This window comes from Streptomyces sp. NPDC042336 (genome assembly GCF_055581985.1).
Window position 1 is genome coordinate 39,417 of the sequence record NZ_JBVJEA010000026.1, and the last position, 26,367, is coordinate 65,783.

Below are 26,367 nucleotides of genomic sequence, written 5' to 3' on the forward strand. Positions count from 1 at the left end.
CCTTCCTACCGCCCAATGGGTGGCGAAGAGCCGGGTTCCGCCGCTTTTCCGCTCGGAAGAGGGCGTTGATCAGGTATAGGGATCCCGTGGCATCACTCGAAAGAGTGCTGGAGCGAGGGCCGCCCGGACCACGTAGGCTCGTGCCGAACGGCAAAACCGTCGTGACCGGACGTGATGGGAGCTGAACGTGATCCCCGGTGGTGGCCAGCCCAACATGCAGCAGCTGCTCCAGCAGGCCCAGAAGATGCAGCAGGACCTGGCGAAGGCCCAGGAGGAACTGGCGCAGACCGAGGTCGACGGCCAGGCGGGCGGTGGCCTGGTGAAGGCCACGGTCACCGGCTCCGGCGAGCTGCGCGGCCTCGTCATCGACCCGAAGGCGGTGGACCCGGAGGACACCGAGACCCTCGCCGACCTGGTCGTCGCCGCCGTCCAGGCGGCCCACGAGAACGCGCAGAACCTCCAGCAGCAGAAGCTCGGCCCGCTCGCCCAGGGGCTGGGCGGTGGCGGCAGCGGCATCCCCGGCCTGCCGTTCTGATCCAGGAGGATCGATCCGGCCCTTTCCCGGTTCGCCTTCCTCAGACCGGCCGGAGCCCTCTACCGTACGTAGTGCACGAACCTCAGGAAGGACGGCAGTCCGTTGTACGAAGGCGTGGTCCAGGACCTCATCGACGAACTGGGGCGGCTGCCCGGCGTCGGTCCCAAGAGCGCGCAGCGGATCGCCTTCCACATCCTCCAGGCGGAGCCGACCGACGTACGGCGGCTCGCCCAGGCCCTCATGGAAGTGAAGGCCAAGGTCCGCTTCTGCGCGACCTGCGGGAACGTCGCGCAGGAAGAGCAGTGCAACATCTGCCGCGACACCCGGCGCGACCCTTCCGTCATCTGCGTGGTGGAGGAACCGAAGGACGTCGTCGCCATCGAGCGCACCCGCGAGTTCCGCGGGCGCTACCACGTGCTCGGCGGCGCGATCAGCCCGATCGACGGAGTCGGCCCCGACGACCTCCGCATCCGTGAGCTGCTGGCCCGCCTGGCGGACGGCACGGTCACGGAACTGATCCTGGCCACGGACCCGAATCTGGAGGGCGAGGCCACGGCCACGTACCTCGCCCGCATGATCAAGCCCATGGGCCTCAAGGTCACCCGCCTGGCCAGCGGCCTCCCTGTGGGCGGCGACCTGGAATACGCGGACGAGGTGACCCTCGGCCGCGCCTTCGAGGGGAGACGACTCCTAGATGTCTGACGCCACGCTGCACGCGACCGACCAGAACCCGGACGACTTCGCGGTCCAGATCGCCGACCAGATCGAGAGCTTCCTGGTGGCCGTCACCGAGGTGGCGAAGGGCGACGAGCCCGACTCGGCCGTCCCCTTCCTCCTCCTGGAGGTCTCCCAGCTGATGCTGGCCGGCGGCCGGCTGGGCGCCCATGAGGACATCGTCCCGGACGAGCGCTACGAGCCCGACCCGGGCCCGGAGCAGGACGTGGACCTGCTCCGCGAGAACCTGGCGCGCATCCTCGACCCGATCGACGTCTACTCCGAGGTCTTCGACCCCTACGAACCGCGCAAGGCCCCGGTCCCGGCCCGGATCTCCGACGACCTCACCGACGTCATCACCGACCTCCGCCACGGCATGGTCCACTACAAGGCCGGCCGCACCACGGAGGCCCTGTGGTGGTGGCAGTTCTCCTACTTCTCCAACTGGGGCTCCACCGCCTCCGCGACCCTGCGCGCCCTCCAGTCGGTCGTCGCCCACGTCCGCCTGAACCAGCCCCTGGAGGAGCTGGACGGCCTCGACACCGACCAGGACCTCGGCGACGACGCCCTGGAATCGGAGGCCGGCCGCGTCATGGTCCAGGAGATCGCGGGCCCGCTGGGGCTGCGCCCGGTGAAGTAGGTCCGACTACGCCCCCGGGACGTGGCGCGACACCTGCCTTCCAGGGGCACGGTGAGTGGTCGCCGCCCGACGGCGCACTGATGGCCGTGGAGGTCACCTCGTGGGACGCGGAAGCACGAGGAGAGGCTGCCCTTCGGTGCGACCGTGTACCTCCCCGCCCCCGTCGACCTCACCCTCGACACCGAGCCCCTCAAGGAGCTGGCGGACTGAGCCCGGCCGGGGACGGTGTCCCGGGCCGGTAAGCGCCGGCGGTCAGGAAACCGCCGTGTGTTCCGGGTACGTGTCCAGGACGGCGTCGGTCTTCCGGCTGCCGAAGGGCGCGCGCCAGTTGCCGGTGCCGGGGTAGTAGTACGTGCGGTCGGTGCCGTAGGCGTACAGGTCGGGGTGTCCGTCGCGGTCGGCGTCGCCGATGCCGACGGTGTACCGGTAGCCGTTCCAGCCGCCGCCGATCCGCGTGCGGGGCGCGAAGGTGCCGTCGCCCTTGCCGAGGTAGAGCCAGAGGACGCCCGCCTTGTCGCGGGCGACCAGGTCGCCCGTCGCGGCGCCGCCGATGTCGCCCGTGGCGGTCAGGTCGTTGTAGGCGCCCCACCCGCCGCCGACCCGGGTGCGCTGGGCGAAGGGGGCCCGCCAGTCGCCGGTGCCCTTGTACAGCCACAGGACGCCGCTCTTGTCGGTGGCCAGGAGGTCGGCCCTGCCGTCGTCGGTGAGGTCGCTGCCCGCGGCGATCTCGTCGTAGCCGTTCCAGCCGCCGCCGATCCGCGTGCGGGGCGCGAAGGTGCCGTCGCCCTTGCTCAGGTAGAGCCAGAGGACGCCGGCCTTGTCGCGGGAGACCAGGTCCCCGTGCGCGGCCCCGCCCAGGTTGCCGCCCGCCTCGATCCGGTCGTAGGTGTTCCAGCCGCCGCCGACGAGCTTCCGCTCCGACGCCCGGGTCAGTTGGTTGTCCAGCGTGCGGAGGTGGGAGTCGGTGCGCCACAGGCGGCCCGACGGGTCCCGGGCCAGGAGGTCCGGGCTGCCGTTGTCCGTGTAGTCGTGCGGCGCGGCCTCGCGGACGACCTTGAAGGTGCCGGACGCGGTCAGGGACGGGCCGATGCCGTTGCGCGGGACGGCCGAGATCTCCCACGTGTAGTCGCCGTTGGGTGCGCCGGCCGCCCCCTGGACGACGTCGCCGCGCCAGTCGAAGGTGAAGTCGGTCGGCTCGGGCCCGTAGAAGACATCCTGCGCGAACTCCCCGGTGCGCTTGTTCCGCAGTGTCACCCGCAGTTCCGCGTTGTCCCGCGACAGCGTCCAGCGCAGCTTGACCCGGCCGCCGTCGCGGTCCAGGTCGATCACGGCGGGGACATCGTGGCCGACGAGGGCGAGCCCGGTCGGTTCGCCGGTGCTCGCGACCATGGCCGCGGTCGGGGCGCCGTCGGCGTCGGAGGTGATGCGGTAGAGGCCCTCGCCCTGGGCGACGGTGCCGCCGCGCACGTGCAGGACGCCGTCGGGGGAGGTCGCGGCGGAGGTGAGGTGGTCCAGCAGCTTCGTCGTGGACCCGGTCTTCAGGTTTCGGGCGGTCAGCGGGTGCAGGGAGCCCTTGTAGGTGTCGGTGAGACCGCCGGGGTCGCCGTAGACCAGGTGGTCGCCCTGGAGGCCCACCTCGATGTCGCGGACCCTCGTTCCGCGCACGAGCGCGACGGTCTGGTCCTCGCCCGTGGCGCGCGTGCGGACCACGATGCGGGGCCCTTCGGAGCGGTACTCGACCCACGCGACGTACTCCGGGGAGACGGCGATGTCACCGTTGCCCTCGGTATCCTCCCGCAGGCCGGTCTCCGTCACGGCGCCGGTGGCCAGGTCGATCAGCCCCCAGTACTTCCTGCCGCCGCTGGTGTACGTGACCAGACCGTGTGCGGACGTGCCCGTCGAGACCATGGGGATCTTCGCGTCGGCCGGGAGACCGGTGACCGGGACCGGCCCGCCGTCCTTGGTGTGCATGACCAGGACGGTCTCCGCGGGAGTGCTCCGGTCCCTGACGAACAGGGCCCGGCCCGCCGCTCCCGCGTAGTCGAGCCCGGCGGCGGGCGGGATGGACACCTCGAAGACCTTGTGTCCGGTGGCCAGGTCCCGCAGTTCGGCCGTGTCGCGCCGGGGGAGCACGGCCGCGAGGTCGCCGTACCCGGTGCCCTGCATGGCAGGACCGTCGGCCAGATCGGTCACCGCGCCGTCCGAGGCCCGGACCCAGGCACGGTCGCTCTTCATGTTGTTCCAGGTCAGGTACCCGGACGCGGTCACCGCCACGATCTTGTGGCCGGCCGGGAAGGCGGGTGCGGCGGCCACGGCCGCCGGACGGGCCGGTGGGGCGGCCGCAGCCGGAAGCGCCGGAAGGGCGGCGCCGACGGTGGCGGCGAGGGCGACGGCGGCGGCGACGGCGAGCCGTCCGCGCACTGGGCGTGCGTGTGACAAGGCGGTGATCCTCCCCGGGGTGCGGCGCACCACGCGCCGCGGATGACCAGACTCGCCGCCGTCCCACGAGGTTGTGGCCGAAAGACCTTGTGAACGTGTGACACACCGCACTTTCCCGAGTGACCCGCCCCGCGATGGGCATGAGCCACCCGGAACAGTGGGCGGTCCGGAAGTCTCACCATGCGATACCGCAGGGGGGAAATCCGGACCCTCGGTAAAATGAGCCGACCGCAGTACATATACGTACGTGCGGAAAGAGACGGATTGAGCGAGGAGCGCACGTGGGCCTTGTCGTGCAGAAGTACGGAGGCTCCTCCGTAGCCGATGCCGAGGGCATCAAGCGCGTCGCCAAGCGGATCGTGGAAGCGAAGAAGAACGGCAACCAGGTGGTCGCCGTCGTTTCCGCGATGGGCGACACGACGGACGAGCTGATCGATCTCGCCGAGCAGGTATCCCCGATCCCTGCCGGGCGTGAACTCGACATGCTGCTGACCGCCGGAGAGCGCATCTCCATGGCGCTGCTGGCCATGGCGATCAAAAACCTGGGTCACGAGGCCCAGTCGTTCACCGGCAGCCAGGCCGGAGTCATCACCGACTCGGTCCACAACAAGGCCCGGATCATCGACGTCACGCCGGGGCGCATCCGCACCTCGGTCGACGAGGGCAACGTCGCCATCGTGGCCGGCTTCCAGGGCGTCAGCCAGGACAGCAAGGACATCACCACGCTGGGCCGCGGCGGCTCCGACACCACGGCCGTCGCCCTCGCCGCCGCGCTCGACGCGGACGTCTGCGAGATCTACACGGACGTCGACGGCGTGTTCACCGCCGACCCGCGCGTGGTGCCGAAGGCGAAGAAGATCGACTGGATCTCCTTCGAGGACATGCTGGAGCTCGCTGCCTCCGGCTCCAAGGTGCTGCTCCACCGTTGCGTGGAGTACGCCCGCCGGTACAACATCCCGATCCACGTGCGGTCCAGCTTCAGCGGACTGCAGGGCACGTGGGTCAGCAGCGAGCCGATCAAGCAAGGGGAAAAGCACGTGGAGCAGGCCCTCATCTCCGGAGTCGCACACGACACCTCCGAGGCCAAGGTCACGGTTGTCGGCGTGCCCGACAAGCCGGGCGAGGCGGCCGCGATCTTCCGCGCCATCGCCGACGCCCAGGTCAACATCGACATGGTCGTGCAGAACGTGTCCGCCGCCTCCACGGGCCTGACGGACATCTCGTTCACGCTTCCCAAGAGCGAGGGCCGCAAGGCCATCGACGCGCTGGAGAAGAACCGCCCGGGCATCGGCTTCGACTCGCTGCGCTACGACGACCAGATCGGCAAGATCTCCCTGGTCGGCGCGGGGATGAAGAGCAACCCGGGCGTCACCGCCGACTTCTTCACCGCGCTCTCCGACGCGGGGGTGAACATCGAGCTGATCTCGACCTCCGAGATCCGCATCTCGGTCGTCACCCGCAAGGACGACGTGAACGAGGCCGTGCGCGCCGTGCACACCGCCTTCGGGCTCGACTCCGATCGTGACGAGGCGGTCGTCTACGGGGGCACCGGACGCTGATGTCCGCCGCGCAGGACACCGGCCGGGACGGCCGTACCGGCAGGCCCACGCTCGCCGTCGTGGGCGCGACCGGTGCCGTCGGCTCGGTCATGCTCCAGATCCTGTCCCAGCACGCGGACGTCTGGGGCGACATCCGCCTCGTCGCCTCCCCGCGCTCGGCCGGCCGCAAGCTGACCGTGCGCGGGGAGGAGGTCGAGGTCGTCGCGCTGAGCGAGGAGGCCTTCGACGGGGTCGACGTCGCCATGTTCGACGTCCCCGACGAGGTCGCCGCCCAGTGGGCGCCGGTCGCCGCCGCCAAGGGCGTGGTGGTGGTCGACAACTCCGGCGCGTTCCGGATGGACCCGGACGTGCCGCTCGTCGTGCCCGAGGTCAATCCGCACGCGGTGCGGATGCGGCCGCGCGGGATCGTCGCCAACCCGAACTGCACGACGCTGTCCATGATCGTGGCGCTGGGCGCGCTGCACGCCGAGTTCGGGCTGCGCGAGCTGGTCGTCTCCTCGTACCAGGCGGTCAGCGGGGCCGGGCGGGACGGCGTGGACACGCTGCGCCGGCAGCTGTCGCTGGTGGCCGGCACCGAGCTGGGGACCCACCCCGGTGACGTACGGCGTGTCGTCGGCGACGACACCGGGCCGTTCCCGGAGCCGGTCGCGCTGAACGTCGTACCGTGGGCCGGATCGCTGCGCGAGGACGGCTGGTCCTCGGAGGAGATGAAGGTGCGGGACGAGTCCCGCAAGATCCTCGGACTGCCCCGGCTGCCGGTCGCCGTGACCTGTGTACGGGTCCCCGTGGTGACCACCCACTCCCTGACCGTGCACGCGCGCTTCGAGAGCGACGTCACCGTCGAGGGGGCCCGGGAGATCCTGGCCACCGCACCGGGCGTCGTCCTCTTCGACAACCCGGCGGCGGGGGAGTTCCCGACGCCCGCCGACGTGGTCGGCACCGATCCCACCTGGGTCGGCCGGGTGCGCCGGGCCCTGGACGATCCGACCGCGCTCGAACTCTTCGTGTGCGGGGACAATCTGCGCAAGGGCGCCGCTCTGAACACCGCGCAGATCGCGGAACTGGTGGCGGCCGAGTTCGCCTGAACCGGGACCAGTACGGCAAAAGCCTCCGGACGCTGTGGGTTTGGTTTGTAGAATCCATGGACCAGATGTGATCCGGAAGTTGGTCCGGACTACTTGTACCGGGCACCCGTGCCGTCAGAGGATTTCCTCCCCGCCCTCCGCAACCGCGCGAGCGGCGGGGAGCGTCTTTGCGGTCACCCATTCGGGGCGCGCGGGGCGTGGGTCGGCGCGGGGGCGCCGAGGACGGGCGTGGGGACGCCCGTTCACACGGACACAGGGGAAGAGCGGACGATGAGGGCCTATGACGCACCGTCAGCCGGGTGGCCGCCCAGACGGCTGTCCGACGGACTCGGGAACGTGACGCCCGGCACGTACAACCCTCACGGGGTCGGGCGTGTCCAACTGGCGTGGCAGAGGTTCTCGAATTCACCGCAGGCACGCGGGGCGCGGCTCTGCGTCCCCCCGCCCGGTCCGTCCGTCCCCGTGTGGCCGGTCCGGCCGGTGGCATGCCGGTGATCGCGCCGATGCCCGCAGCGCGGCCGGCCCGCATATCGAACCAGCGCGACGGCGCCGAGGACGTGGCGGCGGGCACCACCGTCGACCACCTCACCGAGACCTACCGGGCGCACTACCGCTCGCTGCTCGGCCTCGCCGCCCTCCTCCTCGACGACACGGCCTCCTGCGAGGACGTGGTCCAAGAGGCCTTCATCCGGGTGCACTCGGCCCGCAAACGCGTCCGTGACCCGGAGAAGACCCTGGCGTACCTGCGTCAGACGGTCGTCAACCTCTCGCGCTCGGCGCTGCGCCGCCGCATCCTCGGCCTCAAGCTCCTCTCCAAGCCCATGCCGGACATGGCGAGCGCGGAGGAGGGCGCCTACGACCAGCTGGAGCGCGACTCCCTGATCAAGGCGATGAAGGGGCTCCAGCGCCGTCAGCGCGAGGTGCTGGTCCTGCGCTACTTCGCCGACATGACGGAGGCCCAGGTCGCCGAGACGCTCGGCATATCCCTGGGCTCGGTCAAGGCGTACGGCTCACGCGGGATCGCGGCGCTCAGGGTGGCCATGGAGGCCCCGGCATGAGCGACGGCAACGACGCGCGCCGGGACGCCCGGGAGGGCGACGACGCACGCCGGGACGCCCGCGAGAGGCACGACCCGCGGCCGGACGCCGGGGACGGGCACGATCCGCGCCCGGACGCCGGGGACGGGCACGGCGCGCGACCGGACGCCCGCGAGGGCGACGACGCGCGCCGGGACGCCCACGAGAGGCACGGGTCCCGACCGGACGCCGGGGACGGGCACGATCCGCGACCGGACGCCCGGGAGGGCGACGACGCGCGCCGGGACGCCCACGAGAGGCACGGGTCCCGACCGGACGCCGGGGACGGGCACGATCCGCGACCGGACGCCCGGGAAGGACACGATCCGCGGCCGGACGCCCGCGATAGGCGCGGGCCGCGACCGGATGCCCGGGAAGGGGACGGCGCGCGACCGGACGTCCGTCAAGGGCAGGATGGCGCGCCCGCCGGTTCTGCCGGGCGAGAGCAGCAGAAGTACACGCACGCTGGGAACGGAACTGTGAACCACGGCCCCACCTCGCAGGGCCCCGACGCCCCGGGGCCCAACGGGCCCGCCACCGACGAACCCGCCGCCGGCGGGTCGGCCACCGGCGGGTCGGCCACGGACGGGTTGATCACCGGCGGGTCGGTCACCGGCGGATCGGCCACCGAGCCCGCCGCCGGTGGGTCGGCCACCGACGAGGTCGTCCTGCGGGCGATGCTGCACCGGGCGGTCGGCGAGCTGGAGCCGAGCGACGGCACCCTGGAGCACCTGCGGCGCGCGGTCCCCGCCCGGCGGGCCCGCAAGCGCCAGGCGGTCGTCGGCGTCGCGGCCGCCGCCCTCTTCCTCGGCACGGCGGTCCCGGCCCTCGTGCACGTCTCCAACTCCACCGGCGCGAGCGCCGACCCGTCCGTCGCGGGCAACGCCTCACAGGCCCACGGCGGCGCGTCCCAGGGCAAGGACCCGGCCGGCGGCCAGAGCGGCATCGCCGGTTCCGGGGACACCGCCGAGGGCAAGGACAAGGCCGACCCCAAGGAGACGCCCGGCGGCAAGGAGTCCGGCGCCGCGACGGGCTCGGCCCCCTCGGGCGTCCCCAGCGCCAGCAGCCCCGCCGACATCCCGGCGTGCGCCCCCGGGTCGCTCGGCCCGGCCGTCGCGAGCAGCGCGGCCCCCGACTCCACGGGCGTGGTCTACGGCTCCTTCCGGGTCACCAACGTCTCCTCGGACGGCTGTACCGTCACGGGCCCCGGCAGCGTGACCACCGCCTCGCTGGGCGCGGCGGACGCCACCCGGATCGGCACCGCGCGGCACGCCGCCGGGGACGCCGCGGCCGGACTGCCCGACCCCTCGTTGGAGGCCGCCTCGCTGACCCTGGCGCCGGGCGCCGCGTACGAGGTGCAGTTCGCCTGGGTGCCCTCCGAGACCTGCCCCACCACCGGCGGCACCACGGGGGGCAGCACCGGCGGGCCCTCGCCCGACCCCTCGCCCACCGGGGACACGACCGCCGCCGGCGGTACCTCCGCGGGCGGCGGAGGCGGTGGCGGTGGCGAGGCCGGGCCCACCACCCAGCTGATCACCGAGGACGGTCCGGCCGAGGGGAGCGTGTCGGTGACCTACACCCCGCAGAGCGGTTCCGGCTCGGCGACGGCCACGGTGTCCAACGCGTGTGTGGGGACCGTGTACTGGACGGGCCTGCTGGCGGACTCGGGCTCGGGAGCGTAGCCCCGGGGGAGCGGCCCCGCGGCGATCAGGAGACGAGCCCCGCCCTGGCCCCGTCGGCCCGGTCCCCGGACTCGCCGCCCTCCCCGTCGGCGTCGTTCGCGTCGTCCCGCGTGTCCAGGCCCAGCTCGGCGTCGCGGGCGAGTTCGACCTCGCGGCGCAGCAGACGGAACCACATGAAGATCACGAAGCCGACGAAGGCGAACCACTCCGCGGTGTAGCCGAGGTTCTGGAAGGCCTTCAGGTCGAGGCCCGAGTTCTGCGGCGCGCTCACGGGCACGGCCCGCATCCCGGAGTCGCCCTCGTTCAGCGTGACCCACGCGTCGTACACGTCGTACGGCACCAGGTTCAGCAGTGTCGCCGCGCTGATCGCGCCGGTCTGCCCGGCGGGCCAGCCGGAGCGGCCGCTGACGCCGTTGCTGCCGGGGGACTCGGCGGCCTGGAGCGCCCCGGTGACGGTGACCTCGCCGGTGGGCGGGGCCGGGGCCTTCGCCGGGTCCGGCTCGCCGGGCAGCCAGCCGCGCACGACCGGCAGGGCCTCGCCACCGTCGGTGCGCAGCAGGGTGAGGACGTAGAAGCCCTCCCGGTCGTCCAGCTTCCGCTCCGGGACCAGCAGCTGATCCTCGTACCGGCCGGTCACGGTGGTCTGCTTGCCGACCGTCGCCTTGTCCACGGGCAGCAGCTCGGTCAGCGGGCGCGCCGCTTCCCGGCGGGCCGACTCGTGCTGTGTGGAGGCGGTCTCGTGGTCCTGCACCCGGTCCTCGAACCGGCCGAGCTGCCAGGAACCCATGAAGATGCAGAACGGGATGGCCAGGACGACGAAGACGTTGATCCCCCACCATCGGGGCGTCAGCAGAAACCGGTACACGCCCTCCACGGTACGGTGCGCGCCGGACGGTCCCGCAGCGGGGCTGTGGAAAACATGGCGGCGAGGGAGCGACCCGGGGGAGGTTGTCCACAGGCTGGGGATCTCTTCTGCGCGCTGTCGCCCGGTCGGGGCAGTATGGGGCCATGACTGAGAGCAACGGGTCCGTTCCGCCGGACAGGGATGCGGCCGTGGACGGGGACATGGGTGTGGACGAGCGGGCCGAGGACGGGCGGCAGACGCGGGGCGGGCAGGTGCCCGACTGGGAGAAGCGGTTCCGGGCGCCGAGGGTGTCGCTGCCCGACTGGGCCGAGGACGCCCCGGACCGCTCCCTGTTCGTGTCGAACGCGACGGGGACGTACGAGCTGTACGCCTGGGACCGGTCGAGCGGCGAGCAGCGCCAGGTCACCGACCGGCCCAACGGCACGACGGACGGCGTGCTCGCGCCGGACGGCGACTGGATCTGGTGGTTCGACGACAAGGACGGCGACGAGTTCGGCGTCTGGCGCCGCCAGCCCTTCGCGGGCGGTGCGGACGAGGAGGCCGTGCCCGGCCTCGACCCCTCCTACCCGGCGGGCCTCGCCCTCGGCCGCGACGGCCGCACGGCGGTGATCGGCCGCTCCACCGACGAGGACGGTACGACGATCCACCTCGCGCGCGGTGACGGCGGCGCCGTGGAGATCTACCGGCACCGCGAGTCCGCGGGCGTCGGCGACCTCTCGCACGACGGGTCCCTGATCGCGATCGAGCACACCGAGCACGGCGACGCCATGCACTCGGCGCTGCGCGTCCTGCGCCCCGACGGCAGCACGGTCGCCGAGCTGGACGACACCGAGGGCGGCGAGAAGGAGCTGGGCCTGGAGGTGCTGGGCTTCGCGCCGGTCGACGGCGACACCCGCCTGCTCATCGGCCACCAGCGCCGGGGCCGCTGGGAGCCCCTGGTGTGGGACGTGGCGACGGGGGAGCAGACCGACCTCGCGCTGGAGCTGCCGGGCGACGTGAGCGCGGAGTGGTATCCGGACGGGTCCGCCCTGCTGATCGTGCACGGCTTCGAGGCCCGCAGCGAGCTGTTCCGCTACGACTTCGCCGAGCGCGGCCTGACGGAGATCGACACCCCCGCCGGCACCGTCTCCGGGGCCACGGCCCGCCCGGACGGCAGTGTGGAGTACCTGTGGTCCTCGGCCGCCGAGCCGTCGGCCGTCCGCTCCACCACCGGCCGCGTCGTCCTGGACCCGCCCGGCCCGAAGTCGCCGGGCTCGGTCCCGGTGGAGGACGTGTGGGTGGAGGGGCCGGGAGGCCGCATCCACGCCCTGGTCCAGAAGCCGGCCGGGGCGGCCGGTCCGCTCCCGACGGTCTTCGACATCCACGGCGGCCCGACCTGGCACGACAGCGACTCCTTCGCCGCGGGCCCCGCCGCCTGGGTCGACCACGGGTACGCGGTGGTCCGCGTCAACTACCGGGGCTCCACCGGGTACGGCCGCGCGTGGACCGACGCCCTCAAGCACCGGGTGGGCCTCATCGAGCTGGAGGACATCGCGGCGGTGCGGGAATGGGCGGTCACCTCGGGCCTCGCGGACCCCGAGCGCCTGATCCTCACCGGCGGTTCCTGGGGCGGCTACCTCACCCTCCTCGGCATCGGCACCCAGCCCGAGGCGTGGGCGCTGGGCATCGCGGCCGTGCCGGTCGCCGACTACGTCACCGCGTACCACGACGAGATGGAGGGCCTGAAGGCCCTGGACCGCACCCTGCTGGGTGGTACCCCCGAGGAGGTCCCCGAGCGCTTCGAGGCGTCCTCCCCGCTGACCTACGTCGACCAGGTCAAGGCCCCGGTGTACATCTCGGCGGGCGTCAACGACCCGCGCTGCCCGATCCGCCAGGTCGAGAACTACGTCAAGCGCCTGGAGGCCAGAGGCGCCGTCCACGAGGTCTACCGCTACGACGCGGGCCACGGCTCCCTGGTCGTCGACGAACGCATCAAGCAGGTGGCGCTGGAACTGGACTTCGCGAGAAGGCACCTGCCGGAGAGCTAGCTTCTCGGCCCACCGAGTCGGGTGGCGGGTGGGCACAGGCCGGGGGCCCAGAGGGCGGAGCCCCCGGCGGGGTGGTAGGGGCGGCGCCCCTACACGTCCGACCCCTGCCGCGCCCGCCGCCCGAGCAACTCCGCGAGCCCCCGCCGCGTGGCCGCCAGCACCACCCGGTCCGACCCCCGCAGGACATACGTCTCGGGCAGCTCCCACACCAACCGCGCACCGCGCCCCGACGACATCCCGTCCTCCGGATCGACGCGCCCCGCCCGCTCACCGTCGACGACCCCCTCGGAGACCTCGAGCGCCAGCACCCGCCAGGCCCCCGCCCGGAACGCCTCGCCGACCGTCTTCCCCTCCAGCTGCGGATGCCCCGCCACCTCCACCGCCGCGAACAGCAGCACCCGCCGTTCCACGGGGATCGCCCCCAGGATCTGGCGGCCCATCATCGCCCCGGCGAAGGACGGTGCCGCCAGGTGCGTCACGCTCCGGCTCCGGGTGAGCGCGTGGGGGTGCGCGGCACGCAGCGTGCGGTACACGGCGGTCGCGAAGTCGTCGTCGTACAGGCGCAGCACCACCCGCAGCCGCGACCGCACGGACCGGGCGTACAGCACCGCCTCCAGGTTCGTCGTGTCCACACTGGTCAGCGCGAGCAGCGAGTGCGCCCGGTGGATCTTGGCGGCCTCCAGGACGCCTTCCTGGGTGACGTCCCCGAGCACCACCGGCACCCGCAGCCGCCGCGCGGTCGCCATGCCGCGCGCCTCGGGGTCGGCCTCGACGCACACCACGGGGATGTCCATCTCCCGCAGCCGGGTCAGGACCCGCGTGCCGATCTTGCCGAGGCCCAGCAGGACGACGTGCCCGCCGAGCCCGCGCGGCGGCTTCCGCAGTGCGGACGCGCTGCGGAAGGTCCCGAGGGCCTCCAGGACGGCCGCCAGCAGGACGGGCAGCAGCAGCAGTCCGACGAAGCCGGACAGCAGCTGGAGGATCTGCCGCCCGACGTCGTCGTTGTGGGCGGGCTCGTTGATGGAGAACAGGTCGAGCAGCGTCACGTACGTGGCGTGCAGCGGATGATCGCCGGTGACGACCATCAGCGCCACGGCGAGGGCGACCACGCAGGCCGCCAGACCGGCCAGCGACCACCGCAGCCGCCGCGAGAACAGCTCCCCGAAGGCGGGCACCCCGGCCCGCCCGGCGGGCAGCGGCGGCCCGGAGTACGACACGTGCTCCAGGGCCACGGTCCCGCGTCCGGTGGCCGCCCGCACCGCCGCCGCGTCCGGCAGCAGTTGCGGCCCTTGTTCGCCGCTGCCCTCCGAACCGTCCGCACCGGCCGGGTCGTTGCTCGTCGCCGACAGCAGCGCGAGGGTGCACAGACCCGGGTCGGCCACCTCACCGGGCCGGGGCGGTTGGCGTTCCACGGCGCGCAGCATCAGGCCGTCCGTCTCGACGACCTTGCTGGTGCCGACGAGCGCGGTGGCCGCGAGCGCGGGCGCGGCGGTGTCGGCGTCGGACAGCACGGTCGTGGACCCGGATCCGGAGCCGGGACCGCCACCGGTCGCCAGCGCGGCGCTCTGGTCGAGGAGTTCCTCGATGTGCTGGCCCAGACGCCGGTTGTACAGGCGCAGGACCAGCCGCAGACGGGGGTTGAGCCGGCGCGCGGTCAGGGCGGCGCGGATGTTCGTCTCGTCGTCGTCGTACACCAGCGCCAGCGCGGTGGCCCGCTCGACACCGGCGTCCGCGAGCACGTCCTCGGTCGGCTCGGTGGCCTCCAGTTCGCGGCCGGTGCCTGCGGAGTCGCCGTTGCCCGCCCGGTTGACCGCCGCGTTGACCATGTCCAGCAGGGCCGCCGAGGCCGCCCGGGCCCGTCCGACCACCGGTTGACGCACCCTGCGCCCGGAGGGCGGGACGACGAGTGTGACCTGTTCGCGGTAGACACCGCGCAGTTCGGCGGCCAGCCGGTGGGCCAGCCCGTCGTCGCCGCACACCACCATGTGCGCGTACCCGTCGCCCTGCGGAACCTGGTTCGGAACGCTCCCCGTATGAGTCCCCATTTGGAGAAGGACAGTACAGGCACCGTGGTCGGTTGCAGCAGCGCCGGAACGGACCGGGGGCGGCATCAAAGGAGCGTAAAGATTGCCGGAACACGGCAATGACCTGCCGTCCCGCCCCGTGTGACCATTCCTCTCACCGAAGCTCAGCGACGGGCGAGAGGGGGACGGCACGCATGGCCTGGTTTCTCGGGCTGGGTATCACGGGGGTCGTGCTGCTCGCCCTGTCGCTGGTCTTCGACGGAGTGCTGGAAGGCGTGTTCGGGGGAGCGCTGGACGGGCTCCTGGAGGGGTGGCTGTCGCTGCCGGTCGTCGCCGGGTTCACGGCGATGACCGGCTTCGCCGGCGCCATCGCCCTCGGCACCGGCTGGACCGGTCCCGCGGGCGCCGCCGGGGTCGGCGCGGTCGCCGGAGTGGGGGCCGGCTGGCTGACGTACCGGTTCAGCCGCGCCCTGATGCGCGACCAGACGGCCGTCACGCCCCGTACCGACGACCTCCTCGGCACGTCCGGCAGGGTCGTGACCGCCATCCCGGCGGACGGCTACGGCGAGGTCATGCTCCGGCTCGCCGGCCAGCCGCAGAAGTGCGCGGCGCGCAGCGCGGTGCCGGTGGCGCGGGGTGCCGAGGTGTGGGTCGAGGCGGCGCCGACCGGGACGTCGGTCGTGGTCCGCCCGGTGGACCGCTGAACGCCCCGGGAACCCCCGGCTCCTCCTCCCTCTTGCTTCTTGCCTCTTCCTCTTCCTGTTCTTGTTCTTGTTCTTGTTCTTGTTCTTCGCACAACTCTGAATCGGGGGCGTTGCCATGAGTCCTGTCGTCATCGCGGTGCTGGGGGTCGTCGTACTCCTGGTGCTGCTCGCGCTGGTGGTGGTCAGCCGGTACAAGGTGGCCGGTCCGAGCGAGGCGTTCATCGTCACGGGGCGGCGCGGAAAGAAGTCCACCGATCCGGAGACGGGCCGCGTCTTCACCGACAACAGCGGCCAGAAGGTCGTGGTCGGCGGCGGCGTGTTCGTCGTGCCGTTCGTGCAGCAGCGGTTCACCCTCGACCTCTCCTCGCGGCACATCCCGGTCGCCGTGCGCGGCGCGGTGACGCTGCGCGGAGTGAAGGCCCACCTGGAGGGCGTCGCGATCGTCAAGGTCGGGGGCACGGAGGACGCGATCCGCGCCGCGGCCCAGCGGTTCCTGATGCAGCAGGACGGCATCGTCGGCTTCACCCAGGAGGTGCTGTCCGGCGCGCTGCGTGCGATCGTCGGCCGGATGTCCGTGGAGGACGTCATCCGGGACCGGGCCGCGTTCGCCGGTCAGGTGGCCGAGGAGGCGGAGGCCAGCCTGTCGGGGCAGGGCCTGGTGCTCGACGCCTTCCAGATCCAGGACATCACCACCGAAGGTTCCTACCTGGAGGACCTCGGCCGTCCCGAGGCGGCCCGCGCGAAGCAGGAGGCCGACATCGCGGAGGCGGTGGCCCGGCGGGCGGCCGAGCAGGCGCGGCTGAAGGCGGAGGAGGAGATCGCCGTCGCGCAGCGGACCCTCTACCTGAAGCAGGCCGAGATCAAGGCCGAGACCGACCAGGCCGCGGCCCGCGCCAACGCCTCGGGCCCCCTCGCGGAGGCGGCCCGGCAGCAGGACATCCTCGCCGAGCAGGAGAAGGTCGCCGAGCGGCAGGCCGCGCTGAAGGACCGCCAGCTGGACACCGAGGTGCGCAAGCCGGCCGACGCCAAGCGGTACGAGGCCGAGCAGGAGGCGGAGGCCCGCAGGGTGGCGCGGGTGAAGCAGGCCGAGGCCGAGCGCGCCGCCGGTATCGCCGCGGCCCAGGCCGAGGCCGAGCGGGCCCGGCTCACCGGTGAGGGCGAGAAGCAGCGGCGCAGCGCGCTGGCCGAGGCGGAGGCCATCGAGGGCCTCAAGCAGGGTGAGGCCGAGCGGTCCCGGCGTGCGGCGATCGCCGAGGCCGTACGGCTGGAGGGCGAGGCGGAGGCCGCCGCGATCGGTGCCAAGGGCGCGGCCGAGGCCGAGGCCATGGAGAAGAAGGCCGACGCCTTCGAGCGGTACGGCGACGCGGCCGTGCTCCAGATGCTGGTAGAGGCGCTGCCGCAGGTGGTCGCCAAGGCGTCCGAGCCGCTGTCGGCCGTGGACAAGATGACCGTCATCTCCACGGACGGCGCGAGCCGGCTCACCCGTACGGTCGCCGACAACGTGGCGCAGGGCATGGAACTGCTCGGCTCGACCACGGGCGTCGACCTGGCGGCCCTGCTGAAGAACATCACGGCGAAGGGCGCCGCGGAGCCGGAGAGCGGCCCGGACCAGCGCAACGGCAAGGTCGAGATCACCGGCTGACCCGAGGAGGGGAGCCCCGGCAGCCCGGCAGCCCGGCTGACGGGGTGTCCCCGCGGGGTGGCTCCTGTCGGGGTGCTCCTGTCGGGGTGCTGCTGCCGGGTGGTCCGATCAGATCTCCTGGTCGGGCCATCCCAGCAGCCGGGCCCCGATGACCGCGGTCTGCAGCGTGTAGCGGTGCACCGGGTCGGAGGCGTTCGCCCCGGTCAGCTGGTGGATGCGGTCCAGCCGGTAGGTGAGCGCCCGCACGCTGAGGGTGAGACGCCGGGCGGCCTCGGCCGCGGTGCAGCCCGCGTCGAAGTACACCTCCAGGGTCCGCAGCAGCGGCTCGGCACCGCCGCGGGCCTCGCGCAGCGGACCCAGCACGCTCAGCACCAGGTCGGCCATCGCCTGCCGGTCACGGGCGAGGACCGGGTAGACCAGCATGTCGGCGGCGCGCACCACCGGCTCCTCCAGGCCCAGCCGCTCGGCGAGTTCGAGGGTGCTGAGCGCCTCCTCGTAGCTGTGCACCACGCCGCCCGCGCCGCTCTGCGGTCGCCCGATGGCGACCCGGCTGCCGTCCGTGGCGGCGTAGGCCTGCTTGGCGAAGAAGGACAGGACGTCGTCCTGGTCGCCGGGCGCGATGCAGATCAACTGCCCGTTCTTGGTGGTGATCAGGATGCGCCGGTCGCCGAAGCGGGAGATGAGCGCGTTCTCCACGACCCGGGTGACCGGGGCGGTGTCGTCGTACGCCTCGGGTCCCTCGGCCACCGCGACGGCGTGGGCGCGGGAGAGGACGAGCCCGAAGCGCTCGGCCCGTTCGGCGAGGCGGCCGAGGTCGCTGCGTCCGTAGAGCAGGTCGTCGATGAACTCCCGCCGCGCGGCCTCCTCCTGGCGTACGGCGAGCCGCTGCGCGCGTTCGTAGCCCTCCGCGAAGGCGTCCACGGCCTGGGCGACGGCGGCCAGCACGGTCCGGGTGACCTCCGGGCCGGAGAACGCCGAACCGCCGCCGGGCCAGGACATGCGAGTGGCGTCCAGATGCAGCCGTACGAGACTGCGCAGACTGTGTCCCGCCTCCGCGGCCTGCTCGCCGGAGAGCCGCCGCTCCTCCAGCTCGTCGCGGGTCAGCCGGCGCCCCGTGTCGGCGACCCCCGCCAGCATCTCGGCGTACCCGGACAGGTACGTCTCCCGCTGGTCCGTCTGCAGGTCCGTCACCCCGCGCCTCCCCTGCCGTTCACGCCCGGTGCGCGGTCTCCGGCAACGTGAGGGTAGTCAACACTGCCGGAACCCGGCAATGGACGACGGACGGCTCAGCGGCGGGCTACGGCCGCTGGTACGGCTGCTGCCCCGACGGGCCGTACACCTGGCCGCCGGTCTCCTGCGCCTGGAGCTGCTCCGCCTGTTCCTTGGTCACCTGCTGCTCGGCGCCGCAGAACGTGCACTGGGTCGCGTACTTGGTGGAGAACGGGAACAGCGGCACGAAGAACAGCGTGAACTTCGTGACGCGCTTCCTGAGCGTGTGCGCGGCGGGGTTTCCGCACCGGCCGCACACCAGCGTCAGTATCGCGAGCTGGTAGAGGTATCCCTTGGTGCCGAAGATGATCACGAGCTGGGTCCTTCCCGGTCGGCCCCCTGCGAACGCGCAGGACACCCCGATCCTCTCTCAGATCCCCGGCCCCTACAGGTCGCACGCCGCCGTATTTGGGTGCCGTCCCGGATGGCCCGGACGGGCCCGCGCGGGCGACTGTGGAGCCCACTCCCCTTACCCGGCCGCTCGGTCCCGGTGCGATCGGGATGCCCCACCCTGCAAGGAGAGCACATGGCCCGCCCCGCTGACCGCGTCGCCCGCCCGGGGCCCCGCGTCGGGAGGAGGACCTCATGCCCGTACCCGAGGACCGCAGGCTCACCGAGATCGAGTCCCGGCTGCGCCGCGAGGACCCCCGGTTCGCCAGGGCCCTCGCCGACGGCCGCCCCCGCCGCCCGCGCGAGTACCGGTACCACCGGGCCTGGCTGCTGCTCACCGTCGCCCTGGGCGCGCTGGCCGCCGGGATGTTCCTGGCCCACGGGCTGCTCATCGCCGCGGGGCTGGTCTTCGCCGGCGTCGCCGGTGAACTCTTCGACCCGCACCGGCGCGAGCGCGGCACCCGGTGCCCGCCGCCCGGGTCCTGACCCCGGCGGGTACGGACCGGCCGCGGACGGGCCTGTGACGGTGGCTGCGGACGGGCCTGTGACGGTGGCCGTGTACCTGCCCGCGATCGTCGCCGTGCGCGGGACCGTGACGGTGGCCGTGTACCTGCCCGCGATCGTCGCCGTGCGCGGGCCCGTGACCGTGGCCGTGTACCTGCCCGCGACCGTGGCCGCGTGCGGCCCGGAGTCCGCTCGATGACCCTGTCCGAGCTGTACCTGATGCTGCTGATCGGCGGCACGGTGCTGCTGGCCAGCATCGCCGCCGCCCGCGCCGCCCACCGCATCGGCCTGCCCAGCCTGCTGCTGTTCCTGTGCGTCGGCCTCGTCGCCGGCGAGGACGGTCTCGGCCTGCGGTTCGACGACGCCCAGCTGGCCCAGGCACTGGGCGCCGCAGCCCTCGCGCTCATCCTGGTCGAGGGCGGCCTGACCACCCGGTGGAGCGACGTACGTCGTCTGCTCGCCCCCGCCGGGGTGCTCGCCACGGTGGGCGTGGCGGTCTCCGTCGTGGTGACCGCGGCGGGCGCGCACTGGCTGCTGGGGATCGAGTGGCGGCTGGCCCTGCTGATCGGCGCGATCGTCTCCTCCACCGACGCCGCCGCCGTCTTCGCCGTACTGCGCGCCCTGCCGCTGCCGCGCAAGGTGAGCGTGCTGGTGGAGGCCGAGTCCGGCTTCAACGACGCGCCCACCATCATCCTGGTCCTGCTCTTCTCCACCACCGCCGGACTGCCAGGGCCGCTCCCTGTTGTGGGCAACCTCCTCTTCCAGCTCGTGGTCGGCGGCGTCCTGGGCGTGGTGATCGGATGGCTGGGCGTCGCGGCGCTGAGGCACATCGCCCTGCCCGCGACCGGCCTGTACCCGCTGGCCACCGTCGGCTTCGGCGTCGTCGCCTTCGCCGCCGCCGGAGCGCTGGGCGCCAGCGGCATCATCGCCGCCTACCTCTCCGGGCTCGTCCTCGGCAACGCCAAGCTGCCCCACCGCGCGGCCACCCGCTCCTTCTCCGAGGGCGTCGGCTGGCTGGCCCAGATCGGCCTGTTCGTCATGCTCGGGCTGCTCGTCGACCCGACCGAGCTGCCCGCCGCGATCCTCCCGGCCCTGGTCGTCGGCCTGGTCCTGCTGCTGGTCGCCCGCCCGGTCTCGGTCCTGCTCTGCCTGCTGCCGTTCCGGGTTCCCTGGCGCGAGCAGGTCTTCATCTCCTGGGCCGGCCTGCGCGGCGCCGTCCCCATCGTGCTCACGACCTTCCCGGTCGTGGCGGGGGTGACCGGTGCGCGCGACGCCCTGAACATCGTGTTCGTCCTCGTCGTGCTGTTCACCCTGCTCCAGGGGCCCACGCTGCCCGCCGTCGCCCGGTGGACGGGGGTGACCCGTCCGGACGCGCTGCGTGAGATCCAGGTCGAGACCGCGCCGCTCGACCTCCTGGACGCCGACCTGCTCACCGTGTCCGTCCCGCCGGGCTCGCGCCTGCACGGCGTCACCGTCTCCGAACTGCGGCTGCCGCACCCGACGGTGGTCACCCTGGTCATCCGCGACAGCACCAGCCTCGTACCCGACCGCGACACCGTGCTGCGCGCCGGTGACGAGCTGCTGCTCATCACCACACCCCGGGTCAGGGAGGCGGCGGAACGCCGACTGCGCGCCATCGGCCGCCGCGGCAGACTGGCCCGCTGGCTGGGCGAGCACGGCGCACCGGAATCGGAGCACGTCGGCGCGTGAGGGCGTGAGGGCGTGAGGCTGTGAGCGCGTGAGGGCGGGCAGCGCCGTCCTCCTCGCCCCTCATGTCCCGGTCACTCCGTACCGCCCCCCGTATCACCCGGCGTACCGCCCTCCGAGCCGCCCTCCCTACCGCCCTCCTTGTCCGGCATGACGACAAGACTGATGAGGTGGCGGACGCGGCCGTCGTCCGGTCTGCGCTCGCTGCGACGGGCGACCACGGCCTCCAACTCCTCGACGAGTTCGGTGAACTCCTCGTCGGTCAGCCAGACCGCGCCCTGTCGGTAGAGGACACCCTCGCGTACGGGTTCGGTGTCGTCCCGGGAGAGATAGCGGTCGAAGTCGGCCATGAGGGCGCCGGTGAAGACGGTGAAGGCCTGTCGGTGGTCGTCCTTGGTCATGGCGGCTCGGGCGTCCTCGTCGACGAGGGCCTCGTCCTGGCGGACCCGGTAGCTGCGCTCGACGGTGCCGCGGACCCGCTTCTCGTGGCTCACCTCCAGGACACCGGCCTCGGTGAGCGTGGCCATGTGCCGGTACATGGAGGCGGGCGAGACGTCGGGGAGCCGTTCGCGCAGCTGGGCGGTGGTCAGTTCACCGGCGCCCACCAGGGTCTGGAGGATGCGCATGCGGACGGGGTGGAGGAGGAGGTTCGAGGTAGCCATGAACTCATGTTCTCACATCTGATAACGTTCTCGCAGTTGAGAACGATTGAGTTGATCGATCGATTGAGAGAGGCGGAGCCTTGCCCGAAACCGACCTGACGGTCCCCGCGGACGACGGGACCCCGCTGGCCGGCACCCTGAGCCTTCCCGCCGGCCCCGGACCGCACCCCGCCGTCCTCCTGCTGCACGGTTCGGGACCCCTGGACCGCGAGGGCAACACGCGCACCCTGCCGCTGAACCTCGGGCGCCCGCTGGCCGACGCACTGGCCGCGGCAGGCATCGCCACCCTGCGCTACGACCGGCGCGGCGCGGGAGCCACGCCCGGCGTCTGGGAGGAGACCGGCTTCACCGACAACCGCCGCGACGCGAGCGCGGCCCTGCGGGCCCTGGCCGCCCACCCGGACATCAGCCTCGACGTCGTCGGCGTCGTCGGCCACAGTGAAGGCGCCCTGCACGCGATGACCCTCGCCGCCCGGCACGAGGTGGCGGCCGCGGTACTGCTGGCCGGGTTCGCCCGTGAGGGGGAGTCGGCCTTCCGCTGGCAGGCGGCGTCGGTCTTCGGCGGCCTGCCCGCCCCGGTCCGCCTGCTGCGCCGCCCGCTGGCCGCCCTGGGCGAGCGTGTCCTGTCCTACGTCAAGCGCACCCGCACCGACGTGGCGCGCATCGCCGGTCTGCTCCCGGTCAACGCGCGCTGGATGCGCGAGATGCTCGTCCACGACAGCCGTGACGACCTGGCCGCCGTCCCGGCCGCGGTCCCCGTCCTCGCCGTCACCGGCGACAAGGACATCCAGGTCCCGCCCGCCGACCTCGACGAGATCCGACGCCTGGTGCCCGGCGGCGGCACCGAGATCCACCGCGTCCCCGACCTGACCCACCTGCTGCGCCGCGACAGCGGCCGCCCCACGATCCGCACCTACCGGCGCCTCCTGCGCGAGCCGGTCGACGCAGAGCTGCTCGCCCTCGTCGCCGCATGGCTCGGGGCGCACCTGCGAGAGCCCTCGCACGCACCCTCGGACGAATGGCCCGCGCCCCGCCCCTGACCGGCTCTCCCGCAACCCGAACACCCCCCCCCCGCACGCAAGCCCCTGCGCGCACCCGCGCACGCCCCCGCGCACTTCGCACGTACGACACCACCTGACCACGGACGACCAGAGGTTTGGCATGCCCACTTCAGAGACCACGTCGCACGGCCCTGCACTCGACTCACGCAACGCCCCCGGCCGCTCCTACCGCGCCGACCTGACCCTCTTCATGATCATCGCCTTCGCCGTGAGCTGGCTCTCCTGGGGCGTGGCGATCGCGCTGGGCGGCACGGAGACGAACGAAGCCGCCAACGCCCCGTACATGCTCGGCGCCTTCGGCCCCTTGGTGGGCGCCCTCGTGCTCCGCGTCCGCCGCCGCCGACGTGGCGAACCGGCCCCCGAGCACGTGGTCCCCTTCCGGCCGGCGCTCCTGCCCAAGGCCCTGCTCCTGCTGGTGCTGGGCTCGGCGACCGTCCTGGCCGCCGCCCTGCTGGCGAGCCGGGCGGGCGGCCCCGAGCTGAGCCTGGACGTGGCGAAGGACGCCCTCGAGGACTTCGGCGGACCCGCGGCCTTCCTCGTCGGCATGCTGGTCAGCGGCCCACTGTCCGAGGAGCCGGGCTGGCGGGGCACCGCCTACCCCAGGCTGCGCGAGAAGCTGGGTACCTTCCGGGTCTGCCTGGTCCTGGGCGTCACCTGGGCCGTGTGGCACCTCCCGCTGTTCTTCATCGACGGCACCGTCCAGCACGACCTGGGCCTCGCCACCCCGAGCGGCGTCCTGTTCGTCGTCAGCAACATCCCGATGGCGATGCTGGTCACCGCCGCCTACGAGCGCGCCGGCATCGTCGCCTCGATCGCGGTGCACTTCGCGGTCAACACGACGATGATTCTGCTCGCCGTGGAGGAGCCGAAGGTCCAGGCCATGATCCTCGGCATCCAGACCCTCACGGTGACGGTCCTCCTCCTCACCCGCCGCACGGGCCGACGGCGCCCGTAGACTCCGCGGTCACGCGGGCGGGCGATTGGGCCCGCCCGTTGTGGCATGCGACGGGGAAGTCGAAGTAGGTGTCCGGGTGTGGTTCGTCCCTCAGCGTGTAGTGCCACCATTCGCAGTCGTAGGAGTCGAAACCGCAGGCATCCATGATCGAGCGCAGCTGCCGACGGTTCGCCGCCTCGGTCCGCGTGATTCCTGGAGCGTCATGATGCGAGACCGGGTCCATGAGGTCGTGGTCGCCGCCCATGGAGGCGAGTTCACCGGTGGTCAGGTGGTACAGCGTCAGGTCGACGGTGCCGCCCCGGCTGTGGCCCGACCTGGCGGCCACGTACCCCCGGTCGAACATCTCGGCCCTGCCGATGTTCGGATAGTGCCGCGCCTTGGTCCGGCCGTCCTCCGGCTGTCGGGACCAGCGAAGAAAGCTGTCCACGGCCCGCTGCGGGCGGTAGCCGTCCCAGAGCAGCAGCCCGAAACCGAGGGACTTCGCCCTCTCCTCCGCCCTTCCCAGAGCCGCACACAGGGCCTTCGTGCCGACGATCCGGTTCGCCAGGTATCCGTCCACCGGTCTGCCGGTGAAGTTGTCCCAGGTGGCGTACTTGGCGTCCCACCGTATTCCGGGCACCAGCTCGTCCACGAAGGCGAAGTCCCCGGTCATCGGAGCTTCCCCGTCAACGCCAGCGACACCGTCCGGTCGATCACCTCGGAGAGCGGCAGACCGGCGGCGGCCATCATCCTCGGATAGCGGCTGTACGAGGTCATGCCGGGCAGGGTGTTGACCTCGTTGAGGACGACTTCACCATCCTCCTTGAGGAACATGTCCACTCGCGCGAGCCCTCTGCATCCCAGCGCGCGGTACACGGCCTTCGCGGTCTCCTGAACGCGCGAGCGTGCCTCGGCCGGGATGTCGGCGGGGACGATCGCCGTCGAGTTCTCCGAGCCGCTCTCGGGCTCCTCCTCCTGATGGATCCGGAAGAAACCGTGGGAGAGCGCGATGCGGTCCACCTCACCGGCGACCAGTTCCAGGTCGTTCCCCAGGATGGCGCAGCCGATCTCGCTGCCGACGACGGCCTCTTCGATCAGCACCTTCTGGTCGTACCGCCGGGCGGTCTCCACCGCCGCCGCCAGGTCTTCCAGCCGGGACACCTTGCTGACGCCGAAGGACGACCCCGAACGGGCCGGCTTCACGAAGACGGGGTACGTGAGCCGGTCGGGGTCGACGCGCTCGTCCCCCGTCACGGTCCGGAAGTCCGGCGTGGCGATCCCCGCGCTCCCGGCGACGACGTACGCGAGGGACTTGTCCATGCACACGGCGGAACTCTGGACGTCGCAGCCCACGTACGGAATGCCGGAGAGCTCCAGCAGGCCCTGCGTCGCACCGTCCTCACCGAGGGTGCCGTGCAGGACGGGCAGGACGACGTCCAGGCGGAACGTCGTGTACCGCCCCTGCTCCAGCACGAGCAGCCCGTGGGCGCTCCGGTCCGGCGACAACACTGCCGGACGGCAGTCGCCGTCCTCCCAGTCCGGCCCGGGACCGTCGCAGAGCTTCCACGCGCCGTCCCTCGTGATTCCCACGTAAAAGGGCTGGTATTTCTCTGTGTCGAGGTTGCGTGCGACCTCCTGGGCCGACTTCACGGAGACGGCGTGTTCTTCGGAAGAACCTCCGAATACGATGCCGATCCTCACCTTGGCCGACTCGTCCGACTTAGGCATGCTGTTTCCTGCTTTCGGAACTAAGGCAATTGATGATGGAGTTCTCGACCGTGTCCTTCAGGGCGTGTTCGGTGTAATAGGCGGTGTGCGGGCTGATGAGCACGTTCGGCATCTTCTGCAGCCGCGGCAGCAGTGTGTTTTCGATGGGCCTGTTCCTGCAGTCGGCGTAGAAGATCCCCTCCTCGCCTTCGAGGACGTCCAGCGCCGCCCCGCCCAATCTTCCGCTTTCCAGCGCCGGGACCAGGGCCCCGGTGTCGATGAGGGGGCCGCGTCCGGTATTGATGACGAACGCGCCCCTTTTCATCTGCCGGATGCGTCGCTCGTCGAGGAGGTGATGCGTATCCGCACTCAGCGGAACGTGCAGCGTCACGATGTCGCTCGACCTCAGCAATACGTCGAGGGGGACGTAATCGGCCGTGGTTCCGGGCCGGCCGCCGTGCGCCAGGACACGGGACCCAAAACCCCGCAGCCTGTCCACGACCGCCGCGCCGATGCGCCCCGTTCCGACCACCCCGACGGTCAGATCGCGCAGCTCTCTGCCGCGCACCTCGTGCAACCGGTAGTCGTGCAGGTCCGCGCGGCGGACGGTGGATTTCGCATTGCGCACCGCCATCAGCATGAGCATCAGGGTGTAGTCGGCCACGCTGTCGGGGGAGTAGACGACGTTCTCGACGGAGATGCCGATACGCGCCGCGTAGTCCACGTCGATGTGATTGCAGCCGATGCTCCGGGTGGATATGTACGTCACCCCGGCTTGGCGGAGCGCGAGAAGAACGGCGGGCGTGACCGGTGCCTTGTGCCCGACGCTGATGCACCGATTTCCGGAGGCCAACTCGGCATTGCCTTCGGACACCGCGGCCTCCGTAAGGGTCGCCGTGACGCCGAAACGGGGTGCCAGCTGCCGGAACAGGTCAGCCTCGTCCTGCCCACAGCCATACACCGTGATTCCCGTCGTCGGAAGGGCCGAGGAGATCGACGGGGCCGAGGAGGCTGGGGTTGCCGGGGAAAAGGTCATGTCACCAGTCAAGGCGACGTGGTGTTGCCGTCGCGTATGCGCTTTTCGATATCCCGGCGATATATTACCGACAGGTAATGTTGGGGGGTGTGCGCGAGGCGCATC

General features: G+C 72.2%; 24 protein-coding genes. 15 read left to right on the forward strand and 9 right to left on the reverse strand.

Annotated features, from left to right (window positions below):
- The first annotated feature begins 187 nt into the window (after positions 1–187).
- From ACZ6IM_RS35375 to ACZ6IM_RS35385, 3 genes are all read left to right on the forward strand, one after another.
- Positions 188–535, forward strand: a complete 348-nt coding sequence (locus tag ACZ6IM_RS35375; RefSeq protein ID WP_469562470.1) for a YbaB/EbfC family nucleoid-associated protein — start codon at positions 188–190, stop codon at positions 533–535.
- A gap of 102 nt (positions 536–637) precedes the next feature.
- Positions 638–1,237, forward strand: coding sequence for a recombination mediator RecR (gene recR / locus ACZ6IM_RS35380; RefSeq protein ID WP_007451877.1), 600 nt, complete (start codon positions 638–640; stop codon positions 1,235–1,237).
- A complete protein-coding gene (locus tag ACZ6IM_RS35385) occupies positions 1,230–1,889 on the forward strand; it encodes a DUF5063 domain-containing protein (RefSeq protein ID WP_007451878.1) in 660 nt (219 codons plus the stop codon). Before recR ends, ACZ6IM_RS35385 begins: the two co-directional genes overlap by 8 nt.
- A gap of 252 nt (positions 1,890–2,141) precedes the next feature.
- On the opposite strand, the gene ACZ6IM_RS35390 is transcribed toward ACZ6IM_RS35385, so the two are convergent.
- Positions 2,142–4,328 carry an FG-GAP repeat domain-containing protein gene (locus ACZ6IM_RS35390; RefSeq protein ID WP_469562473.1) on the reverse strand — a complete coding sequence of 729 codons (2,187 nt, stop codon included), beginning with the start codon at positions 4,326–4,328 and terminating at the stop codon, positions 2,142–2,144.
- Between the two features lie 281 nt (positions 4,329–4,609).
- Between ACZ6IM_RS35390 and ACZ6IM_RS35395 the strand changes: the two genes are divergently transcribed.
- The 4 genes from ACZ6IM_RS35395 to ACZ6IM_RS35410 all read left to right on the forward strand — a co-directional run bounded on the left by ACZ6IM_RS35395 (position 4,610) and on the right by ACZ6IM_RS35410 (position 9,730).
- Positions 4,610–5,887: an aspartate kinase gene (locus ACZ6IM_RS35395; protein WP_031042983.1), complete on the forward strand. Its 1,278-nt coding sequence runs from the start codon at positions 4,610–4,612 to the stop codon at positions 5,885–5,887.
- Complete coding sequence (locus ACZ6IM_RS35400; RefSeq protein WP_052836454.1) at positions 5,887–6,972, forward strand: aspartate-semialdehyde dehydrogenase; 1,086 nt, start codon at positions 5,887–5,889, stop codon at positions 6,970–6,972. Before ACZ6IM_RS35395 ends, ACZ6IM_RS35400 begins: the two co-directional genes overlap by 1 nt.
- 485 nt (positions 6,973–7,457) lie before the next feature.
- On the forward strand, positions 7,458–8,030 hold the full coding sequence (locus ACZ6IM_RS35405) for a SigE family RNA polymerase sigma factor (RefSeq protein ID WP_030183825.1): 573 nt from the start codon (positions 7,458–7,460) through the stop codon (positions 8,028–8,030).
- Entirely contained in the window at positions 8,027–9,730 is a 1,704-nt protein-coding gene (locus ACZ6IM_RS35410) for a hypothetical protein (protein ID WP_469562478.1), read from the forward strand. The genes ACZ6IM_RS35405 and ACZ6IM_RS35410 overlap by 4 nt, the downstream gene beginning before the upstream one ends.
- 25 nt (positions 9,731–9,755) lie before the next feature.
- On the opposite strand, the gene ACZ6IM_RS35415 is transcribed toward ACZ6IM_RS35410, so the two are convergent.
- Positions 9,756–10,595: an SURF1 family protein gene (locus ACZ6IM_RS35415; protein ID WP_469562480.1), complete on the reverse strand. Its 840-nt coding sequence runs from the start codon at positions 10,593–10,595 to the stop codon at positions 9,756–9,758.
- Between the two features lie 200 nt (positions 10,596–10,795).
- On the opposite strand from ACZ6IM_RS35415, the gene ACZ6IM_RS35420 reads away from it, so the two are divergent.
- Positions 10,796–12,622, forward strand: coding sequence for a S9 family peptidase (locus ACZ6IM_RS35420; protein WP_469562540.1), 1,827 nt, complete (start codon positions 10,796–10,798; stop codon positions 12,620–12,622).
- Positions 12,623–12,711: 89 nt separating this feature from the next.
- Here the strand turns inward: ACZ6IM_RS35420 and ACZ6IM_RS35425 are convergent, their stop codons facing one another.
- Positions 12,712–14,607 carry an NAD-binding protein gene (locus tag ACZ6IM_RS35425; RefSeq protein ID WP_052836448.1) on the reverse strand — a complete coding sequence of 632 codons (1,896 nt, stop codon included), beginning with the start codon at positions 14,605–14,607 and terminating at the stop codon, positions 12,712–12,714.
- 233 nt (positions 14,608–14,840) lie between these two features.
- Here ACZ6IM_RS35425 and ACZ6IM_RS35430 point away from each other — a divergent pair, with 233 nt between their 5' ends.
- Positions 14,841–15,350: a hypothetical protein gene (locus tag ACZ6IM_RS35430; RefSeq protein WP_469562482.1), complete on the forward strand. Its 510-nt coding sequence runs from the start codon at positions 14,841–14,843 to the stop codon at positions 15,348–15,350.
- Between the two features lie 115 nt (positions 15,351–15,465).
- Positions 15,466–16,992, forward strand: a complete 1,527-nt coding sequence (locus ACZ6IM_RS35435) for a flotillin family protein (RefSeq protein ID WP_469562485.1) — start codon at positions 15,466–15,468, stop codon at positions 16,990–16,992.
- Positions 16,993–17,100: 108 nt separating this feature from the next.
- Here the strand turns inward: ACZ6IM_RS35435 and ACZ6IM_RS35440 are convergent, their stop codons facing one another.
- Together ACZ6IM_RS35440 and ACZ6IM_RS35445 are read right to left on the reverse strand one after the other, a co-directional pair.
- A complete protein-coding gene (locus tag ACZ6IM_RS35440) occupies positions 17,101–18,183 on the reverse strand; it encodes a PucR family transcriptional regulator (RefSeq protein WP_469562488.1) in 1,083 nt (360 codons plus the stop codon).
- 106 nt (positions 18,184–18,289) lie between these two features.
- On the reverse strand, positions 18,290–18,574 hold the full coding sequence (locus tag ACZ6IM_RS35445; protein WP_052836439.1) for a zinc-ribbon domain-containing protein: 285 nt from the start codon (positions 18,572–18,574) through the stop codon (positions 18,290–18,292).
- A gap of 272 nt (positions 18,575–18,846) precedes the next feature.
- Here ACZ6IM_RS35445 and ACZ6IM_RS35450 point away from each other — a divergent pair, with 272 nt between their 5' ends.
- The 3 genes from ACZ6IM_RS35450 to ACZ6IM_RS35460 are packed head-to-tail and all read left to right on the forward strand — an operon-like array spanning position 18,847 to position 20,865.
- The gene (locus ACZ6IM_RS35450) at positions 18,847–19,137 is read left to right on the forward strand and encodes a DUF3040 domain-containing protein (RefSeq protein WP_052836438.1); all 291 of its coding nucleotides are present in this window, start codon (positions 18,847–18,849) and stop codon (positions 19,135–19,137) included.
- 58 nt (positions 19,138–19,195) lie between these two features.
- Positions 19,196–19,354 (forward strand): hypothetical protein, encoded by a 159-nt coding sequence (locus tag ACZ6IM_RS35455; protein ID WP_469562491.1) that lies wholly within the window; start codon positions 19,196–19,198, stop codon positions 19,352–19,354.
- The gene (locus ACZ6IM_RS35460; RefSeq protein WP_052836436.1) at positions 19,351–20,865 is read left to right on the forward strand and encodes a potassium/proton antiporter; all 1,515 of its coding nucleotides are present in this window, start codon (positions 19,351–19,353) and stop codon (positions 20,863–20,865) included. The genes ACZ6IM_RS35455 and ACZ6IM_RS35460 overlap by 4 nt, the downstream gene beginning before the upstream one ends.
- Before the next feature lie 71 nt (positions 20,866–20,936).
- Here the strand turns inward: ACZ6IM_RS35460 and ACZ6IM_RS35465 are convergent, their stop codons facing one another.
- On the reverse strand, positions 20,937–21,524 hold the full coding sequence (locus ACZ6IM_RS35465) for a helix-turn-helix domain-containing protein (protein ID WP_052836435.1): 588 nt from the start codon (positions 21,522–21,524) through the stop codon (positions 20,937–20,939).
- A gap of 80 nt (positions 21,525–21,604) precedes the next feature.
- Between ACZ6IM_RS35465 and ACZ6IM_RS35470 the strand changes: the two genes are divergently transcribed.
- Entirely contained in the window at positions 21,605–22,564 is a 960-nt protein-coding gene (locus tag ACZ6IM_RS35470; protein ID WP_469562495.1) for an alpha/beta hydrolase family protein, read from the forward strand.
- A 121-nt stretch (positions 22,565–22,685) separates the two neighbouring features.
- Positions 22,686–23,540 carry a lysostaphin resistance A-like protein gene (locus ACZ6IM_RS35475; protein ID WP_469562498.1) on the forward strand — a complete coding sequence of 285 codons (855 nt, stop codon included), beginning with the start codon at positions 22,686–22,688 and terminating at the stop codon, positions 23,538–23,540.
- Here ACZ6IM_RS35475 and vanX read toward each other — a convergent pair.
- From vanX to vanH, 3 genes are read right to left on the reverse strand one after another with little or no spacing between them, the layout of a single operon-like run.
- Positions 23,509–24,192, reverse strand: coding sequence for a D-Ala-D-Ala dipeptidase VanX (gene vanX, locus ACZ6IM_RS35480; RefSeq protein ID WP_469562501.1), 684 nt, complete (start codon positions 24,190–24,192; stop codon positions 23,509–23,511). The two genes, ACZ6IM_RS35475 and vanX, sit on opposite strands and share 32 nt — an antisense overlap.
- Positions 24,189–25,247, reverse strand: a complete 1,059-nt coding sequence (gene vanA-Sc, locus ACZ6IM_RS35485; protein WP_469562502.1) for a D-alanine--(R)-lactate ligase VanA-Sc — start codon at positions 25,245–25,247, stop codon at positions 24,189–24,191. Before vanA-Sc ends, vanX begins: the two co-directional genes overlap by 4 nt.
- On the reverse strand, positions 25,240–26,262 hold the full coding sequence (gene vanH, locus ACZ6IM_RS35490; protein ID WP_469562505.1) for a D-lactate dehydrogenase VanH: 1,023 nt from the start codon (positions 26,260–26,262) through the stop codon (positions 25,240–25,242). The genes vanA-Sc and vanH overlap by 8 nt, the downstream gene beginning before the upstream one ends.
- Positions 26,263–26,367 lie beyond the last annotated feature (105 nt).

Bases quoted from the DNA above. Each gene is read 5' to 3' on its own strand.
- vanA-Sc (WP_469562502.1), bottom strand. From the start codon at position 25,247: ATGCCTAAGTCGGACGAGTCGGCCAAGGTGAGGATCGGCATCGTATTC.
- ACZ6IM_RS35425 (WP_052836448.1), bottom strand. From the start codon at position 14,607: ATGGTGGTGTGCGGCGACGACGGGCTGGCCCACCGGCTGGCCGCCGAA.
- ACZ6IM_RS35435 (WP_469562485.1), top strand. From the start codon at position 15,466: ATGAGTCCTGTCGTCATCGCGGTGCTGGGGGTCGTCGTACTCCTGGTG.
- ACZ6IM_RS35400 (WP_052836454.1), top strand. From the start codon at position 5,887: ATGTCCGCCGCGCAGGACACCGGCCGGGACGGCCGTACCGGCAGGCCC.
- vanX (WP_469562501.1), bottom strand. From the start codon at position 24,192: ATGACCGGGGACTTCGCCTTCGTGGACGAGCTGGTGCCCGGAATACGG.
- ACZ6IM_RS35385 (WP_007451878.1), top strand. From the start codon at position 1,230: ATGTCTGACGCCACGCTGCACGCGACCGACCAGAACCCGGACGACTTC.
- vanH (WP_469562505.1), bottom strand. From the start codon at position 26,262: ATGACCTTTTCCCCGGCAACCCCAGCCTCCTCGGCCCCGTCGATCTCC.
- ACZ6IM_RS35430 (WP_469562482.1), top strand. From the start codon at position 14,841: ATGGCCTGGTTTCTCGGGCTGGGTATCACGGGGGTCGTGCTGCTCGCC.
- ACZ6IM_RS35405 (WP_030183825.1), top strand. From the start codon at position 7,458: ATGCCGGTGATCGCGCCGATGCCCGCAGCGCGGCCGGCCCGCATATCG.
- ACZ6IM_RS35420 (WP_469562540.1), top strand. From the start codon at position 10,796: ATGGGTGTGGACGAGCGGGCCGAGGACGGGCGGCAGACGCGGGGCGGG.
- ACZ6IM_RS35465 (WP_052836435.1), bottom strand. From the start codon at position 21,524: ATGGCTACCTCGAACCTCCTCCTCCACCCCGTCCGCATGCGCATCCTC.
- ACZ6IM_RS35450 (WP_052836438.1), top strand. From the start codon at position 18,847: ATGCCCGTACCCGAGGACCGCAGGCTCACCGAGATCGAGTCCCGGCTG.
- ACZ6IM_RS35475 (WP_469562498.1), top strand. From the start codon at position 22,686: ATGCCCACTTCAGAGACCACGTCGCACGGCCCTGCACTCGACTCACGC.
- ACZ6IM_RS35460 (WP_052836436.1), top strand. From the start codon at position 19,351: ATGACCCTGTCCGAGCTGTACCTGATGCTGCTGATCGGCGGCACGGTG.
- ACZ6IM_RS35410 (WP_469562478.1), top strand. From the start codon at position 8,027: ATGAGCGACGGCAACGACGCGCGCCGGGACGCCCGGGAGGGCGACGAC.